Raw genomic sequence first — 15,801 nt, forward strand, 5'->3', positions numbered from 1 at the left:
AAGGCCATGGATTGCAATCCATGGCCTTTTTATGTACAAAAATTATAATTTTACTCCCATGCATCTATATGATTATTCAAGTAATCGAAATCATATTTACCCACCCTTTGCTTTCTTATTACAAAGGACCAAACAGTGAGCAGAATCAAAAATGATTGCAAGGCAATAATCAAGATACCCATAGGCTCAAAGGAACTTGGAATAACGTGGTCTTGAAATTCATTTTGGGAACCAAGTATTAAAAATGTCTCGGAAATTTCATACAAATAAACCAATAAAATACCATACATCACGTACTCAATATTCTTCATAATCATATCTGGATACTCATTTTCAGTTATTTTAAACCACAAAACATATAAATATAAAAAATGGATTATGGTCAAAAATGGAAAGATGTAGTTCTCAACTCTACTGAAAATAAATGTATTGCCATACATACTATAAAAGCTAAGACATAGCAAGCAAGCTATAGTAATAGTTGTTAGAATAATATTTAATTTGGGTACCACGGATTTTATTGAATTTCCCATAATAACGTTTTAAGATCTAGGACAATTTTCAACATAATTACGATAAATTTCTTACTTCCAAAGCAAAATTTCGTTGAATCGATAAAAATTTAAGTTAGAAAAAATAGCGATAGGAGGAAGTGCTAAAAAGCTTCGATGAAATTAATACCACCATAGGTAATGCACAGGTCATACATTGTACCAAAAACCTTCACCATTAAGGAGAAGTATAGTGCGAACAAATGGATATATCAATTAAAATATCTATGCCCTTAAAAATCAGGTTACCCAATTTTTTTTAATAGCCAAATTTGCAAAAATGACCAGTGAAGATCCAAAAATAATGATCAAAATTGGTAAAAATATGGCTGAAGGCCCCATGACCTCAAAGGTATTGCTAAGGAAAAAATGATATAACTGCTGAAGTAGAATGCCAAACAGGGAAAGAACAAATATAGCCTTCGCCCATTTTTTTTTCAGTAACAAAGCTATACATCCCATAAGCCCGCTCCATACCGCGATTGCAAATGCTGCAGTTACCCAAGTGGGCCTCGATTCATATAAAATTTGTTGCGCTGCAGGTAAAGTGGCAAAATCATCCGCGCTCATAAAAGCTTCCGATAGATAGGCAGAAACACCCATTAAATTCCATAAAAGGGCAATTACGCTAAATATCCAAAACCACATTGGTGGTTTTACCGTAGATTTATCATTCATTTTATGTTGGTTTATGTTATTATTGGAACAAACAAAATACAAAAAAATTAATCTCAAAAAGGCTATGCGTTGATTTATAATGCAATACGTCTAAATTGACTTCATCGTAAATTAAACCGGATGCAAACACCTCGTTATTACTATTTAATTCATGTCCAGTTTTTGGGGTTCCGCTACAGTGGATGGCAAAAGCAACCTAATCAAAAAACGGTAGAGGGTATGCTGGTAAAGACCTTAAAATTTGTTTTACCAAACGCTAAATTTAAAATCCTGGGTGCCGGAAGAACAGATGCCAAGGTTTCTGCTTTAAACACAGCCTTTGAATTATTTTTAGAAAAGGAACCTCTAAAGGATCTTGATGGATTTTTGCTTGAATTCAATATAAACCTTCCTCCGGATATTCGTGTAATAAGCATAGACAAGGTAAATGAAAGCTTCAATATTATTAAAGAAAGTAAGCAAAAAGAATATGTGTATCTATTCTCTTTTGGACAAAAAAATCATCCATTTTGTGCCCCGTTTTTGGCAAATATAATAGACCATCTCGATGTGGAACTAATGATGAACTGTGCCCAACAATTTATTGGAACACATGATTTCTCATCCTATACCGCCCGACTTCAGTCCAATACTAAGGTGCAAAGGACTATAGATTCATGCGAGATTAAAAGAAACGAAATCTTGACGGCCAATTTTTTTCCGAAAATGAGCTATGCCCTTCATATTACGGGAGCAGGCTTTATGAGATATCAGATAAGGATGATTATGGGAGCTTTGATCCAAGTTGGAAAGGGGGAACTTACGGCAAGGGATATAGAAGCGTCCCTGCAAAAAGAAAACACCACAATTCTGACCTATGTAGCCCCAGGGTCAGGACTATTACTGAACAACCTGGAATTTAACTAGCAACTACAAGAAAATCTAAAGGTTAATTGCCAAATTAGACTATTAAATAAGTAAATTTAATTAATTCGCAGGCTGGATTTCATAAATTAGAGGAAAGAACAAACTGCAACCGAGAAATTAAAAAAAAATTCCATCCTATGTCCAAAAAAAAACCGACAGTTAAAAAGCATTCCATAAGACATATTAAGACAGGTAAGTCTCCTGGGACAGTTACTTATTTGGGTAGTAGGGGAGGCGTTAAGAGTGTTGTTAACATAATGGAATACAATAAGGAGGTTATTAGGGAAGCCTCCATAGATGTCTATGCGCCATCCAACTTTCAGAAAATTATTGAGCACCAAGCATCACCTTCCACCTCTTGGATCAATGTTATTGGTATAAGCGACGAGAATTTCATTGAAAATCTGGGAAATGCACTTTTGCTTAACCCATTAACTACCGAAGATGTAGTAAATACGCATCAACGTCCAAAAATAGATGAATACGACCATTATATTTTTGGGGCCTTTAAAATGCTTTACGTGGATGGAAACAATGAGTTGGTATCAGAACATGTGGCTATTGTTTTAATGGAGAATACGGTTCTTATTTTCCAAGAAATGCAGGATGACGTATTTGACAGTGTAAGGGAAAGAGCAAGGCAAAAAACGGGACGAATTAGAACTAAAAGTGCCGATTACCTATTTTTTGCGCTCTTGGATGCCATTATAGATAATTATTTTGTGGTACTGGAGAATGTAAATCAAAAAATAGACTTCCTTGAAGAAGAAGTCTATGACAACCCCAGCCCTAAGACAGCCCATGCCATTCAGGACCTAAAGAAGGAGATACTTAGAATTAGAAGGTATATTTATCCCGTAAAAGAGCTGATTAGCAAACTCATTGATACAGAACATGTCCTGATTAGCAATGATACCAAAATATTTCTCAGGGATACTATGGATCACTGCACCGAAATTAATGAAAGCCTCAACATTTTAAGGGAAATGTCTATGAGTCTAATGGAAATGTACATGAGCAATATGAGCAATAAAATGAACGAGGTGATGAAGGTGCTTACCATAATGGCCTCTATTTTTATTCCTTTAACCTTTATTGTAGGGGTATACGGAATGAATTTTGAATATATTCCCGAATTGAAGAATCCGAATGGATACTTCTATGTTTGGGGTCTAATGATAGCCATCTTTATTGGTCTACTCTTTTACTTTAAAAAGAAAAGATGGCTTTAGCAACGCCTTAAATCACTCCTATTTAATCGAATAAATCTGAAGACAGATACCGGTCGCCACGGTCGCATACAATAGAAACAATGACCCCTTCTTTTAGGCTTTGGGCAAGTTTCACGGCAGCTGAGGCAGCTCCACCGCTGCTCATTCCTGCAAAAATACCTTCTTCCTTCGCCAATCGCTTCGCCATATCCCTGGCTTCCTGTTCAGTAACCTCCATAACGGAGTCCACTTTCTTGGGATTAAAAATTTTAGGGAGGTATTCTACCGGCCATTTTCGTATTCCCGGAATCTTGGCTTCATCGGCTGGCTGCACCCCAACAATTTGAATATTGGTACTCCTTTCCTTCAAATAGGTAGAAGTACCCATTATAGTTCCAGTGGTTCCCATGGAAGATACAAAATGGGTTATTTCCCCTTGGGTATCCCTCCAGATTTCAGGGCCGGTACTTTTGTAATGCGCTTTCCAATTATCATCATTGGAAAACTGATTGACCATTACATAACCTTCTTCCTTTACCTTTAGTTCCGCAAAGTCCCTTGCGCCTTCAATACCTACTTCGGCGGGGGTAAGGGTTACTTTAGCTCCATACGCCCTCATGGTCTGCACCCTTTCCTTAGTGGAGTTTTCGGGCATCACCAATTCTATATCCAATCCGTAAATTCCGGCAATCATAGCCAAAGCAATTCCCGTATTACCACTTGTTGCTTCTATCAATTTGGAATTGACATCAAAATCGCCTCTTTCCAAACCGCCCTTAATCATATTAAGCGCAGCACGATCTTTTACGCTCCCTCCGGGATTATTGCCTTCTAGCTTAAAAAAAAGTTTAACATTGGGATTTGTATTAACAACTTTTGATAGTACTAAGGGAGTATTCCCTATAATATCCAAAATACTATGAGACATGCGGTAAGGTTTTTATTTTAATTATTGGAGAATGATACACCGTAGAATTGGCGGGTACAGATTCAGTTATCCAGGCATTACCTCCAATAACGGAATTTTCCCCAATCACAGTTTCTCCTCCAAGAATAGTGGCATTGGCATAGATGGTAACATTGTCTTCAATAGTTGGGTGTCTCTTGGTTTTTTGCAATTTTTTGGCAACGTATAAGGCTCCTAAGGTTACCCCTTGGTAGATTTTTACATTATCTTTAATTATCGCTGTTTCACCAATGACCACTCCTGTGGCATGATCAATAAAAAAAGATTTTCCTATTAAAGCTCCCGGATTTATATCCACTCCGGTTTGCCTATGTGCATACTCTGTCATTAATCTTGGGACCAAAGGAAAACCGTCTATATACAGTTCATGTGCCAACCTGTAAATAGCTATGGCATAAAAACCAGGATAGGCCATATATACTTCTTCAATGGAAAGAGAAGCTGGGTCGCATTTTACAATTGCCTCGGCATCCAAATTTAATTTTTCTAGAATCTCAGGTAAACGGACCACATAATTTTCCCAAACCCTTTTGCAAGGTTTGTCCACTTGCCAACAAGCTAAATTCACCAAGGCGTCAAATTCCTTTTCCAATAGATCCAGATTTTCGTCCACAGGAGTATCTATGTCAAACAAGGTATAAAACAAACGGTTGGTAAATAATTCTGTTCTTTCCTTAAGTTCAAACCTAAGGTTAGGCTGATTTTTATGCTCCTTAATATTTTTAATAATAGATGCTTTATCCATTTGCATTTTTAATTGTAAGTTCAAAATTAACCATTATTTCAAAATCACCTTGTGCTAATTTGGTTAACTTTAGCACAAAGATAATGTCTTATGAGTCGTATACAACAGGAGCTAATTACTAAAGATGTTTTTCAATTTTTGGAAAGTCTAAAGAAAAACAATTCCAGAGAATGGTTTACGGAGCACAAAAGTAAATTCAAGGAGCTCGAAACCGGGGTAAAAAGTTGTTATACCGCTTTGATGAACAAATTAAAAGCACATGATGATATTGAAAAATTAAAAATGTTTCGCATATATAGGGATGTTCGTTTTTCCAAGGATAAAACGCCCTATAAGCCCCATTTTGCAGGATCTTTTTCTAGGGCAGGCCTTAGGTTACGTGGAGGCTATTATTTGCGAATAAAACCTGGTGAAACATTTATAGCAGCGGGATTTTGGGAACCCAATAAAGAGGACCTGTTCAGAATACGGAAGGAATTTGAAACAGATGCAACAGAGATCCGATCTATTATTAATGAGAAAAGCTTTCTAAAGATGTGGGGTGAAATGCAGGGCGATGAATTAAAAACGGCCCCTTCGGGCTTCAACAAAGAACACCCCAACATTGATTTGATCAGAAAGAAACAGTTCATTTTCGTGAAAAATTTTTCGGATAAGGAAGTATTGGCTCCGGACTTTCTGGCCCAGGCCGCGTTATCCTTCCAAGCTATACGCCCATATTTTAATCTCATGAGCGAAATACTAACCACAAATCTTAATGGAGAATCCCTCGTAGATTAAGAAATTAAGCCGGTTGTAAAGCAGTAATCTCGAAGAACTGAACCTGATCTTTTAGTCGCTCTATGACCATTTGCATCATGCGTTTATTTAAAGAAGATGAGTTTTGAATGTATAATACATACTCCTCGGTGGTAAACTGCCCTATAATAATTCCCTTTAAGGAATTTCTAAACTTAATATCTTTTTGAACTGCATTTTCTATAAAGAACAGCCGTTTTTGCAAGCCTAATTCATAAAAACTATTTTTATGTTTGGCGATATAATTTTGAAATACCAGGAGCAGAAGTTCATTTTGCATTTTAATCACCGGACGTAAGGATCTATTTTGAAACCTTTCATCAGCACTCATATTTTCTGTTACTTTGGCCGAAGGGATTATAGGACGAATTTCCAAAAGACTATGGGATCTATCGCTCATATCATTGGTGTTTTTATAAAGGTAGGTAATCCTCTTTTTTTGTATTGTGTAAACTTATTTAGTTTTTAACGAGGTTATGAACATTATGGTTTAACCCCATTATAACTATATAAATAGTAACCATAAACTATTATAAATAACCTACACCAAAAAATAGGTCCGTGACCTTCATTGTGCTCTCCATTTGTAGTAAAATACTTATATCTAATTGAAATTTTCATTATTATCACCCTATTATATTTTCATTTTGAACAAAAAAATGGGACGTAATTTAGATATACCTAAATCGGCGTACATTTCTTCTTTCCGAAGGTATTAGGGTAAATTTCTTTACTAATTTTGCAGTAAAATTACTGTGATATGAGATTTCATACTAGAAAATGGGTAAAGCCAGAAGATTTAAATGCCAATGGAACCTTGTTTGGTGGTAAGTTACTGGCTTGGATAGATGAGGAAGCCGCTCTATATAGTATTATACAACTGGAAAATAAGCGGGTAGTTACCAAATACATGTCCGAAATAAACTTTATGTCCACGGCATTAAAAGGGGACATTGTAGAAATAGGAATAGGCGTAGTGAAATTTGGAAAAACCTCTTTGACGCTCAACTGTGAAGTTCGAAACAAAATGACTAGGGAAACCATTGTTACCGTAGACAATATTATAATGGTAAATCTTGGTGCTGACGGTAAACCCAAGCCTCATGGAAAAACCAAAATAGAATTTGTTAAGGATAGGTTAGCCGCAGAAGTTTAGCTCTGGCCTAAGCCTTTGGCAACTTTCTGTACCTGATCTAATACCCGTAGTAAATTGCCGCCCCAAAGTTTGGTAATTTGCTCTTCGGAATACCCCCTTCTCACCAGTTCAAGAGTAACATTGGGGGTTTCGGATGCATCTGACCAACCGTCAATACCGCCACCTCCATCGAAATCAGAACTAATTCCTACATGATCAATACCTATTAAATTCACCATATAATCAATATGATCTACAAAATCCGATACGTTAACCGCCTGGGGCACATCACTTTTTGTCGTTAACAATACCTTTGCCTTGTCAACTACTTTTGGATAATTCTCAGAAAAGATCTTCTTCTTTTCTTCGTTCAAATTGGCAAGATCATCGCCTTCATACCACTCTATACCCATGGAATCTGCAACTTCTTTATAAAATCCCGGCATAAAGGCAGTACGGGCTTCATGTTTTTCAGTATTTAAATAGGAGCTAAAGGCTACTGTTTGTACTACCCCGCCATTTTCTTTCATGAGCAACAATTGCTCATCATCCAAATTCCTACTGTGATTACACAGTGCACGTGCAGAAGAATGGGATGCAATTATTGGAGCTTTGGATAGGGTAATCATTTGTTTCATAGACTCCTTGGATACATGGGATACGTCTACCATGATTCCCAATCTATTCATCTCACTTACCGCTTTTTTACCCAGGGCGCTCAAGCCGTTATGCAACCAAATACCATCGACCTCACCAGTATTGGAATCACAAAATTGACTGTGTCCATTGTGGGACAGCGAAATGTATCGCGCCCCCAATTGATAATAATTCTCAAATTCAGACAGATCTTCGCCAATAGGGTAGGCATTTTCTACCCCTATCATGGCCACTTTCTTGCCTGTTTTTATAATCCTATTGACGTCGTCAGAGGAATAAGCAAGTTCAATTTCTTCCGGTGCTATTTCTTCACATAATTTATGAATAGCCTTGAATTTTGCCATGGCATTTTCTTTGGCCTGGGCAAATCCTGTTTCGTCCAAGGTGCCTTGACCGGTATAAACTATTAACCAGGGCACATCCAAACCGCCGCTTTTTAAGGTGGGTAGGTTTACTTGATTGTCCAATTTCTGGGTGTAGTTTAAAGTATCCGTAAAATTAGCAACGTCAATATCTACATGGGTATCTATTGTGATAACCTCCTTGTGGATTCGTTCAGCTTTTTCTTCGATCGATTCCGTCACTGCATCCTGCTTCTCTTTACAAGCGGCAATCGTTAAAATACACATAAATCCGATAAAATGCTTCATGTTGAATGGCTTTGATACATACAAATAAAGGCATTTGACAACAGAAAATGAAGCCTAGATAACATTTAGTTGTAAACTGCCAATTAAAAGAGGAGTTTTAGCTTTCAGAACCCAAACTATTAAAAATTGAAACCCAACAACCTACTATCACATCTGACAAATCTTGAAGGTCAACTAAATCATTTTTCCTTTGAAGAGTTAACGTCCGACGAGGCTTCCAAATTAAAAAAATCCTTTATGTCGTTTAAATATCGACTAGAGGAAAAAGTATTGGGGCCTCAATCAAAAGCTTCGACTTTCAACAACAAAGACTTTGACCTGGCCATAGGACATCAGGAGATGACCCATATTTCTAAAAACAATTTGAATAGGGAAGAAGGTAAGCTACTTGCAAAAGTGGGTGATGAAATTAGGACCCCCATTAATGGAATTATTGAGTCTGTAAATCTATTAAAAGAGGGTAAGCTCACATCTGAGCAAATATTACACCTTAATTCTATAAGTAATTCCTCCAACAACCTTTTGGAAATCATTAATGAGTTGTTGGAATATACGAAGCTCACTTCAGGAAAAGAAAAGTTTGAAAATATAGATTTTAATTTTCAGCGTATCATTAAAGATACCCTATACCTGTGCAATACCCTTATAGTAAATAAGGATGTTACATTAGAAGTAGATTTGGACACTGAAATTCCAGAAATACTAAATGGCGACCCTTCCAAATTATCTCAAATACTTTTAACTCTATTAGGAAACTCTATAAAACTTATAGACAAAGGAAGTGTACTTCTAAAAATTAAACTCAGAAAACATCACCAGAATTATTATTTACTAAATTTTGAAATATCAGATTCGGGAACAGGTACTTCAAAAAATAATTCCAAAACGAATATCGACTATCCTAATAGCTACGAAACAAATGAGCATGATTCAGGAATAAGTCTTGCCATTATTAAAGGAATAATAGAAATTCTTAATGGTTCCATGGCTACAATGGGCACTTTAAGCGATGGCCCTGCTTTTAGGTTTACCATACCGTATAAAAGAAGTAAGAAAACAAAAACAGACCGCTATCCGGAATATACTGCTAACATAAATGCAGAAAATAAAAATATAGAAGGTCTCCATGTACTTGTATTTGAGGACAATATTCTTATCCAAAAAATAGTTGAACAGCGCTTAAAAAAATGGGGTTGTATAGTACATGTTACCCATAACGGCCTAGCTGGTGTGGACTACTTACACAGGCATGCCGTAGACATGGTGCTAATGGATCTCAGAATGCCAGAAATGAATGGTTTGCAAGTTGCCCAAAGAATTCGCGAATCCCTCAACATCAATTTCAACAATGTACCTATTATAATGCTTTCCAATGCTGTTACCATTAATGAGAAAAATAAGTGCAAAGCTTTGGGAGTAGATGATTTTATATTAAGGCCGTATAGCCCTGATGAATTACTGACTATTTTATATAAATATAAAAAGAAAACAGAATCCGATACTGGACTAAAACCCGATAATGGAATTGCCTCATTCTTTATAAATAAAGAAACAGTTGAAGTTAGTTTAACCGACATTTTGGAAGAGTGTATGGGGGAAATTGATCTGTTGGAAGAGCTCATTGGACTATTTAAGCAAAATATGCTGGATTTTATTGGCAGAGCCAATATCTACATCCCGGAAGGCAACTTTAATCGTTTGGGGTTTGCCGCCCACAAGGTAAAAACAGGGCTTTCTATGATGAAGGCGGATAAACTTTATTCCCTTGTAGATGAAATCGTTATATGTTGTAGGACCAATAGGGACCTGCCAAAAATCGGAAGATTATATGACCAATTACTATTATCATATCCAATGGTGGAGAAAGCCATTGAAAGGGAATTAATGTTGTTGAAAAACAATAGGCAGTAGAATCAATTACAAACAAGAAGGACCAACAAGTGAACATACCCAAAATACATACCAACCTATTGTGGGATTTATCAGCCATATTCGTGTTGTTGACCATTTCATATTTGGTCATCAAATTCCTTTTAAAAAATAGCCTAATGATAAAATGGAACGATAGCACCGAAAGAAAGAATCACATTCGTGGAATCATATGTCAGCTTATACTTTATAAACAAGGAACGGTTCTAGTGGCAATGCAAGCCCAAGTAGACCTCAAGATGCAATTATGGAAGCTTTTAAGACAGTCTAATAGCAACAAACACATAATGAGCGAGATCTTAATTACACTGAACCATACCCTTGAAGATGAAGCCAAGCCTATAATCTACGGGCTATCTGAAGAATTTGAATTACATATTGAAGTTTTTAAAAAATTCCAAAGTTTAAAAAGTCACAGCACAGCACATACCGTAACCCCTGATTTAAATAACATGGACAACGGGAAGTTAAAAGACCTAGAATCAATTATGGAAGAACCTACTTTTGAAACACCATTGAACAACAATTTGAAAGACAAGGGTGTACCTACCAATAGCACTTTTGGGAAAGAGTTTAGTACCGACTTCATTCCTAAGGTTGTCAAAGTTGAAGGAGAAATCAATACTTCATCCTTAGAACTACAGGAAAAGTTACTTACGGACCACGATATGGAATTCTTAATGGAGTTTTTGGATCTAGAAGATTTTGAAATCAACCCATATGAAGGAATAAGCAAGGAATTTGAAGTTGAAAAAAATGGTACACACAAAGCCAAAAGAGACGAGGGAGAAGCCTCGTTTTTGAACTTAGACTTTTTACCGATACTATTTGAAGTTGAAGAGGAAAAGGAAGCCGTCAATCCATCAGTTGATATTTATGACATTGAAGTGGATTGCGAGGTGGTCATAGATCCCTACATCAAAAAACAAATTAGCGACATGTTAAAATCGCATGTCAAAGAACAAATACAGGAAAATACCATTATTAATGAGGATGACATACTGGATTTGGGCGGAATGCAATTGCCAGTAGCAAAATTCTATTCGAATAAAGAGTCCAAAAGAGTAAAACTACTACATGCTATTGCTGAATTAGGCGATATTCGCGAGGTTGCATTGTTGAGTGAAATGATGGATGTAGAAGAAAATGAATCCATTGGTAACCTAATAAAGGAAATAATATTCAAATTCCTTGCTGAGTATCCATTGGACGAAAACGCGGAAGAAAGGAATGTAACCAAATTGGATTTTGGAAATCATTATGTTTTTAACCGTTTGTTCAACGCATTGGACATGGAATCGCAACTTATTTTGCTGGATGAAATTGAAACGATCGGAGAACAACATGAACTTGATTTTGTAAAGACCCTGCATAATCATCCAATAAGGATTATTCGCGAAAAAGCACAGTCTGTTACGGGTAGCCTTTGCAATAAATTAGGGATTGAGGATGATAATCAAAACGCAAACCAACTTCAATTTAAAAAAGAAAATATTTCAGATTCTGGAAACACTTTCAAAGAAACCTCCGATACACAATTAAACCCAAGTAAAAAGCCAATGGCCTTCATATCCTATAATGATAAGCATACCGCTCCTCAAGATTATATGGAATCCAATGACATTTTTAAAATAGATTTTGATATGGCCCCACCGGAAAAGCTAATTGATAGCAATCCTCCAAATGCTGGAAAAAGCACTTATATGCAGCAACTGGAAGAGATTCACTTTCTGGAGCAATTGAAAGATCTAACCAATAAAATTTTTAATCGATAAAACTTTACAATCTCTTCATTTGACAACTAAAATGGAACCATACACAACATTTTATTGGTGCGAAAAGAGATAATAAATATGTTTACAGTATAATTATTGACCCAAACAATAATAATTTAAAACCAAGTCTTACTATGTTATACGATACCTACGGTGAGGAATACCTAGCATTCCTTCAAGATTTAAATGAAATTTTGAGTTTAAACGAATTAGTTGAGTTGGACTATATGTAGTGCAACGCAGAATTCAAAATCTAAAACCCCTAATTAAGATGGCAAAACAAAATCCAGACAACACTGCTTATTTAAATTTTATTGAAAATTTAAACGAAATCCTAATCGATTTCAATATCAGTAAATTAAGTTATTCTTAAACAAATTGATTAAAAAACAAAGAGGCCGAATAAACGTTGTTTATTCGGCCTCTTTGTTTTAGGGTATTTATCCCAAATAGGTTTTAAGTAATTTACTTCTAGAGTTATGTCGGAGCTTCCTAATGGCTTTTTCCCGTATCTGCCGAACTCTTTCCCTGGTAAGGTCAAAAGTCTGCCCAATCTCCGCCAAAGTCATGGACTGTAGGTCACCAATGCCATAATACAATTTTACAACATCGGCCTCTCTTTGGGACAAAGTGTCCAAAGCCCTATTGATCTCGGTATTTAAGGATTCTTGCAACAATAATGTGTCTGGTCTGGGAGACTCTCCCGAGCGTATAACATCATAAAGATTGGAATCCTCTCCGTCTCTTAGCGGAGCATCCATGGAAACGTGTCTCCCTGAATTTTTTAAGGATTGCTTAACCTCACTAACGGACATTTCCAATTCTTTGGCTATTTCCTCCGGTGACGGTGGTCTTTGATGTGCCTGCTCTAAATACGAAAATGTTTTTTTTATTTTATTTATGGAACCAATTTTGTTCAGGGGTAGGCGTACCACCCTAGATTGTTCGGCCAATGCTTGTAAAATAGCTTGGCGTATCCACCAAACTGCATATGATATAAATTTAAACCCCCTTGTCTCGTCGAAACGTTTGGCCGCCTTCACTAAACCTACATTTCCCTCATTAATTAAATCCGGCAGCTTTAAACCTTGATTTTGATATTGTTTGGCAACGGAAACTACAAATCTTAAATTGGCAGTTGTAAGTTTTTCCAAGGCAATTTGATCTCCATCCCTTATTTTTTGTGCTAACTCCACCTCTTCATTTGCGGTGATCAACTCTATCTTACTGATATCTTGCAAATATTTGTCTAGTGATTTTGATTCCCTATTCGTAACCTGCTTGATAATCTTTAGTTGCCTCATATATATTTGTTATTTGGAATTGTAAGTGTTAATCTCTCATTATACCTCTTTTTTATGTCTTTTCCAAAAGATGAAGCATTACTTATACATAATTTATGAGAAGTTTAAGATATTCATTATGGAATCCATTTATTAAAATACTAATTTACTTTCTTGTACTATTTTTAAAGTTTTAAATAGGAAATTGCATTTCTTAAGTTGAAATTAAATTAATTGGGAAGAATGAGTAAAAGAGCATTGGTCAAATATTTGTCTGCACTAAAGAAGAAGGAATTGGAGGAGCAATTAATAGACCTATATCAAAGATTTCCGACCGTAAAGGAATATTACGATTTTGTTTTCAACCCAAAGGAAGACAAGATGGTGCAGGAGGCTAAATTAAAGATATCGAATGAGTACTTTCCACTTAAAAGAAAAAGGCCCAAGGCCAGAAGGTCTGTTGCCCAAAAATATATAAAGCACTTCATAAAGCTTGGGGTAGATTCGCATTTAATCGCAGATCTTATGTTGTACAACCTAGAGGTGGCACAATCTTTTTCCTTAGAGAAAAATGTCCCAGAGGCCTTCTTTAAAAGTATGGCAAATTCATTTAACGAGCTTGTTAAATATATTTCTTTAAACGCGTTGCTTAGTGATTATAAAGACAGAATTGTTGCCTGCTACTTATTTTCCACAGACCATAATTGGCCCAATAGTGAAGACTTCTCAAGGTCTTTGGATATCATAGACTAAATACGGGTCGGCCTCCTAACTGTACATTTAAATCTAGAAAGGGGTTTATAAAATAATCTATATCCAACCCTTTACTTCTTCCGCTAATTCCCTTACCCTTTTGACTTTCGTTCATTTTAGAGGTCACTAGCATTACTTCAATTTCATGTTTTTGCCCTATAAATTTGATACCAGCGTAAAAAACTCTTAATTTTGTAAGGTTTGATTGTTCTTAATTTTAAAAATTCTCATTCCAATTTGGAGCTACCTAAAGAAAGTATAGAAAAAACACTTTACAATTATCAGGAGGAAGATCTGAACACCATTTTTACGTGTTTGGAAGAATCTGCCGAGGATATCAACCTATTATACCAATTACCGACAGGTGGTGGTAAAACAGTTGTTTTCTCTGAAATTGCCAAAAGATATATTCAAAAAACAAACAAGAAGGTAGTTGTTCTTACCCATAGAATTGAATTGAGCAGCCAGACCTCGAGAATGTTAAAAGGATTTGGCGTAAAAAACAAGATTATAAATAGTGAGGTAAAGGAGTTGCAAGACCAAGATCAATATATGTGTTTTGTTGCCATGGTAGAAACCTTGAACAATAGACTTCAAGATGATAAGGTAAAGATCAATGATATTGGACTTGTCATCATTGATGAGGCCCACTACAATTCTTTTAGAAAATTATTCAAATTTTTTAAAAAGTCTATTATCCTTGGTGTAACGGCTACTCCCTTAAGCTCCAACATAAAACTCCCAATGAAGGACCACTATCAAAAACTGATTGTGGGAGAATCCATATCATCACTCATTAATAAGAGCTTTTTGGCCAAGGCCAATATGTACAACTATGATGTAAGCCTTAAAAGCCTAAAACTGGGTATAAGCGGGGATTATACGGTGAAGTCTTCGGACGAACTTTATGGCAACCAGAATATGCTTACCAAATTGGTCAATGCCTATGAGGAAATAGCGAAGGGTACCAAAACCCTTATTTTCAATAATGGTATCAATACCTCACTCTATGTTTTTGATACCTTTAAAAAAGCTGGATACAACATTCGACATTTAGATAATAAGAATAGTGCTTCAGAGCGTAAGGATATTTTAAAATGGTTCTCAAAAACACCAGATGCCATACTAACATCTGTAAGTATATTGACCACCGGTTTTGACGAACCCACCGTTGAGACCATTATGTTGAACAGGGCTACAAAATCGTTGACGCTTTATTTTCAAATGATCGGTAGAGGCTCTAGGATACTTCCCAATAAGAGTGATTTTACTGTGGTGGACCTAGGAAACAACGTGGCCCGCTTTGGTCATTGGAACGCTCCCATTGATTGGCAGGAAATTTTTCACTTTCCAGATTTCTTTTTGGAAAGCCTTAAAAATGACGAAGAAATTGAAAGGGATTTTGTGTATGAAATGCCGGCCGAGTTAAAGGCGCTTTTTAGCAAGTCCAACAATATCGAATTCGATATTAAAGCGGAATACAAAAAAGTTTTTGCACAAGGCCTTAAGTCCAAAACCGTTCTTGAAAATAGTATTGAACAGCACGCTACCATATGTGTAGAAAATAGTAAAGATGTTTTTGACGCCCGTATACTGGCCAAGAAACTGAAGGAGGAGATTGCCTACCGGGTGCGCCAATATTCCTATTGTATTATGAACAATACCAAAAACTACAAAGAGTGGTTGGAAGAGGACTATGAGCGTAAGCTGCGTTCTAAAATTTCTCAGAAATTCGCCAAGCGAATGTAGAAAAGATTGCTCCC

At 36.2% G+C, this 15,801-nt stretch carries 15 protein-coding genes; 8 read left to right on the forward strand and 7 right to left on the reverse strand.

The genetic code is table 11. The features are described 5' to 3' along the window. Nucleotides 1-50 precede the first annotated feature (50 nt). Nucleotides 51-533 carry a hypothetical protein gene (locus tag CWD90_RS06135; protein WP_157941168.1) on the reverse strand — a complete coding sequence of 161 codons (483 nt, stop codon included), beginning with the start codon at nt 531-533 and terminating at the stop codon, nt 51-53. Between the two features lie 258 nt (nt 534-791). Next, nucleotides 792-1,229, reverse strand: a complete 438-nt coding sequence (locus CWD90_RS06140) for a hypothetical protein (protein WP_103475057.1) — start codon at nt 1,227-1,229, stop codon at nt 792-794. A 120-nt stretch (nt 1,230-1,349) separates the two neighbouring features. Here CWD90_RS06140 and truA point away from each other — a divergent pair, with 120 nt between their 5' ends. Further along, entirely contained in the window at nt 1,350-2,135 is a 786-nt protein-coding gene (gene truA / locus CWD90_RS06145) for a tRNA pseudouridine(38-40) synthase TruA (protein WP_103475058.1), read from the forward strand. Nucleotides 2,136-2,272: 137 nt separating this feature from the next. Next, nucleotides 2,273-3,367, forward strand: coding sequence for a magnesium/cobalt transporter CorA (gene corA / locus CWD90_RS06150; RefSeq protein ID WP_103475059.1), 1,095 nt, complete (start codon nt 2,273-2,275; stop codon nt 3,365-3,367). Nucleotides 3,368-3,389: 22 nt separating this feature from the next. Here corA and cysM read toward each other — a convergent pair whose 3' ends face one another. Then, complete coding sequence (gene cysM / locus CWD90_RS06155) at nt 3,390-4,274, reverse strand: cysteine synthase CysM (RefSeq protein ID WP_103475060.1); 885 nt, start codon at nt 4,272-4,274, stop codon at nt 3,390-3,392. Next, nucleotides 4,264-5,058 (reverse strand): serine O-acetyltransferase EpsC, encoded by a 795-nt coding sequence (epsC, locus tag CWD90_RS06160; protein WP_103475124.1) that lies wholly within the window; start codon nt 5,056-5,058, stop codon nt 4,264-4,266. Before epsC ends, cysM begins: the two co-directional genes overlap by 11 nt. A 90-nt stretch (nt 5,059-5,148) precedes the next feature. Here epsC and CWD90_RS06165 point away from each other — a divergent pair, with 90 nt between their 5' ends. Further along, nucleotides 5,149-5,838 carry a DUF2461 domain-containing protein gene (locus tag CWD90_RS06165; RefSeq protein WP_285901239.1) on the forward strand — a complete coding sequence of 230 codons (690 nt, stop codon included), beginning with the start codon at nt 5,149-5,151 and terminating at the stop codon, nt 5,836-5,838. A 4-nt stretch (nt 5,839-5,842) separates the two neighbouring features. On the opposite strand, the gene CWD90_RS06170 is transcribed toward CWD90_RS06165, so the two are convergent. Continuing rightward, nucleotides 5,843-6,256 (reverse strand): glyoxalase, encoded by a 414-nt coding sequence (locus CWD90_RS06170; RefSeq protein WP_103475061.1) that lies wholly within the window; start codon nt 6,254-6,256, stop codon nt 5,843-5,845. 360 nt (nt 6,257-6,616) lie between these two features. Here CWD90_RS06170 and CWD90_RS06175 point away from each other — a divergent pair, with 360 nt between their 5' ends. Then, nucleotides 6,617-7,012: an acyl-CoA thioesterase gene (locus CWD90_RS06175; RefSeq protein WP_103475062.1), complete on the forward strand. Its 396-nt coding sequence runs from the start codon at nt 6,617-6,619 to the stop codon at nt 7,010-7,012. Here CWD90_RS06175 and CWD90_RS06180 read toward each other — a convergent pair. Beyond that, nucleotides 7,009-8,298, reverse strand: a complete 1,290-nt coding sequence (locus CWD90_RS06180) for a dipeptidase (protein WP_103475063.1) — start codon at nt 8,296-8,298, stop codon at nt 7,009-7,011. The genes CWD90_RS06175 and CWD90_RS06180 overlap by 4 nt on opposite strands. A 126-nt stretch (nt 8,299-8,424) precedes the next feature. Between CWD90_RS06180 and CWD90_RS06185 the strand changes: the two genes are divergently transcribed. Continuing rightward, complete coding sequence (locus CWD90_RS06185; RefSeq protein WP_103475064.1) at nt 8,425-10,209, forward strand: sensor histidine kinase; 1,785 nt, start codon at nt 8,425-8,427, stop codon at nt 10,207-10,209. Between the two features lie 137 nt (nt 10,210-10,346). Then, nucleotides 10,347-12,002, forward strand: coding sequence for a hypothetical protein (locus CWD90_RS06190; RefSeq protein ID WP_157941169.1), 1,656 nt, complete (start codon nt 10,347-10,349; stop codon nt 12,000-12,002). Nucleotides 12,003-12,442: 440 nt separating this feature from the next. Here the strand turns inward: CWD90_RS06190 and CWD90_RS06195 are convergent, their stop codons facing one another. Beyond that, a complete protein-coding gene (locus tag CWD90_RS06195; RefSeq protein WP_103475066.1) occupies nt 12,443-13,306 on the reverse strand; it encodes a sigma-70 family RNA polymerase sigma factor in 864 nt (287 codons plus the stop codon). Nucleotides 13,307-13,528: 222 nt separating this feature from the next. Here CWD90_RS06195 and CWD90_RS06200 point away from each other — a divergent pair, with 222 nt between their 5' ends. Next, nucleotides 13,529-14,038: a DUF6155 family protein gene (locus tag CWD90_RS06200; RefSeq protein WP_103475067.1), complete on the forward strand. Its 510-nt coding sequence runs from the start codon at nt 13,529-13,531 to the stop codon at nt 14,036-14,038. Nucleotides 14,039-14,275: 237 nt separating this feature from the next. Then, the gene (locus tag CWD90_RS06205; protein WP_103475126.1) at nt 14,276-15,787 is read left to right on the forward strand and encodes a DEAD/DEAH box helicase; all 1,512 of its coding nucleotides are present in this window, start codon (nt 14,276-14,278) and stop codon (nt 15,785-15,787) included. The last annotated feature ends 14 nt before the right edge of the window (nt 15,788-15,801 follow it).

It is taken from the genome of Arenibacter catalasegens (genome assembly GCF_002909235.1).
Taxonomy (GTDB): Bacteria; Bacteroidota; Bacteroidia; order Flavobacteriales; family Flavobacteriaceae; genus Arenibacter; species Arenibacter catalasegens.

Coding starts and splice junctions, on each gene's coding strand:
- CWD90_RS06135 (WP_157941168.1), bottom strand. CDS start 533: ATGGGAAATTCAATAAAATCCGTGGTACCCAAATTAAATATTATTCTA.
- CWD90_RS06140 (WP_103475057.1), bottom strand. CDS start 1,229: ATGAATGATAAATCTACGGTAAAACCACCAATGTGGTTTTGGATATTT.
- truA (WP_103475058.1), top strand. CDS start 1,350: ATGCAAACACCTCGTTATTACTATTTAATTCATGTCCAGTTTTTGGGG.
- corA (WP_103475059.1), top strand. CDS start 2,273: ATGTCCAAAAAAAAACCGACAGTTAAAAAGCATTCCATAAGACATATT.
- cysM (WP_103475060.1), bottom strand. CDS start 4,274: ATGTCTCATAGTATTTTGGATATTATAGGGAATACTCCCTTAGTACTA.
- epsC (WP_103475124.1), bottom strand. CDS start 5,058: ATGGATAAAGCATCTATTATTAAAAATATTAAGGAGCATAAAAATCAG.
- CWD90_RS06165 (WP_285901239.1), top strand. CDS start 5,149: ATGAGTCGTATACAACAGGAGCTAATTACTAAAGATGTTTTTCAATTT.
- CWD90_RS06170 (WP_103475061.1), bottom strand. CDS start 6,256: ATGAGCGATAGATCCCATAGTCTTTTGGAAATTCGTCCTATAATCCCT.
- CWD90_RS06175 (WP_103475062.1), top strand. CDS start 6,617: ATGAGATTTCATACTAGAAAATGGGTAAAGCCAGAAGATTTAAATGCC.
- CWD90_RS06180 (WP_103475063.1), bottom strand. CDS start 8,298: ATGAAGCATTTTATCGGATTTATGTGTATTTTAACGATTGCCGCTTGT.
- CWD90_RS06190 (WP_157941169.1), top strand. CDS start 10,347: ATGATAAAATGGAACGATAGCACCGAAAGAAAGAATCACATTCGTGGA.
- CWD90_RS06195 (WP_103475066.1), bottom strand. CDS start 13,306: ATGAGGCAACTAAAGATTATCAAGCAGGTTACGAATAGGGAATCAAAA.
- CWD90_RS06200 (WP_103475067.1), top strand. CDS start 13,529: ATGAGTAAAAGAGCATTGGTCAAATATTTGTCTGCACTAAAGAAGAAG.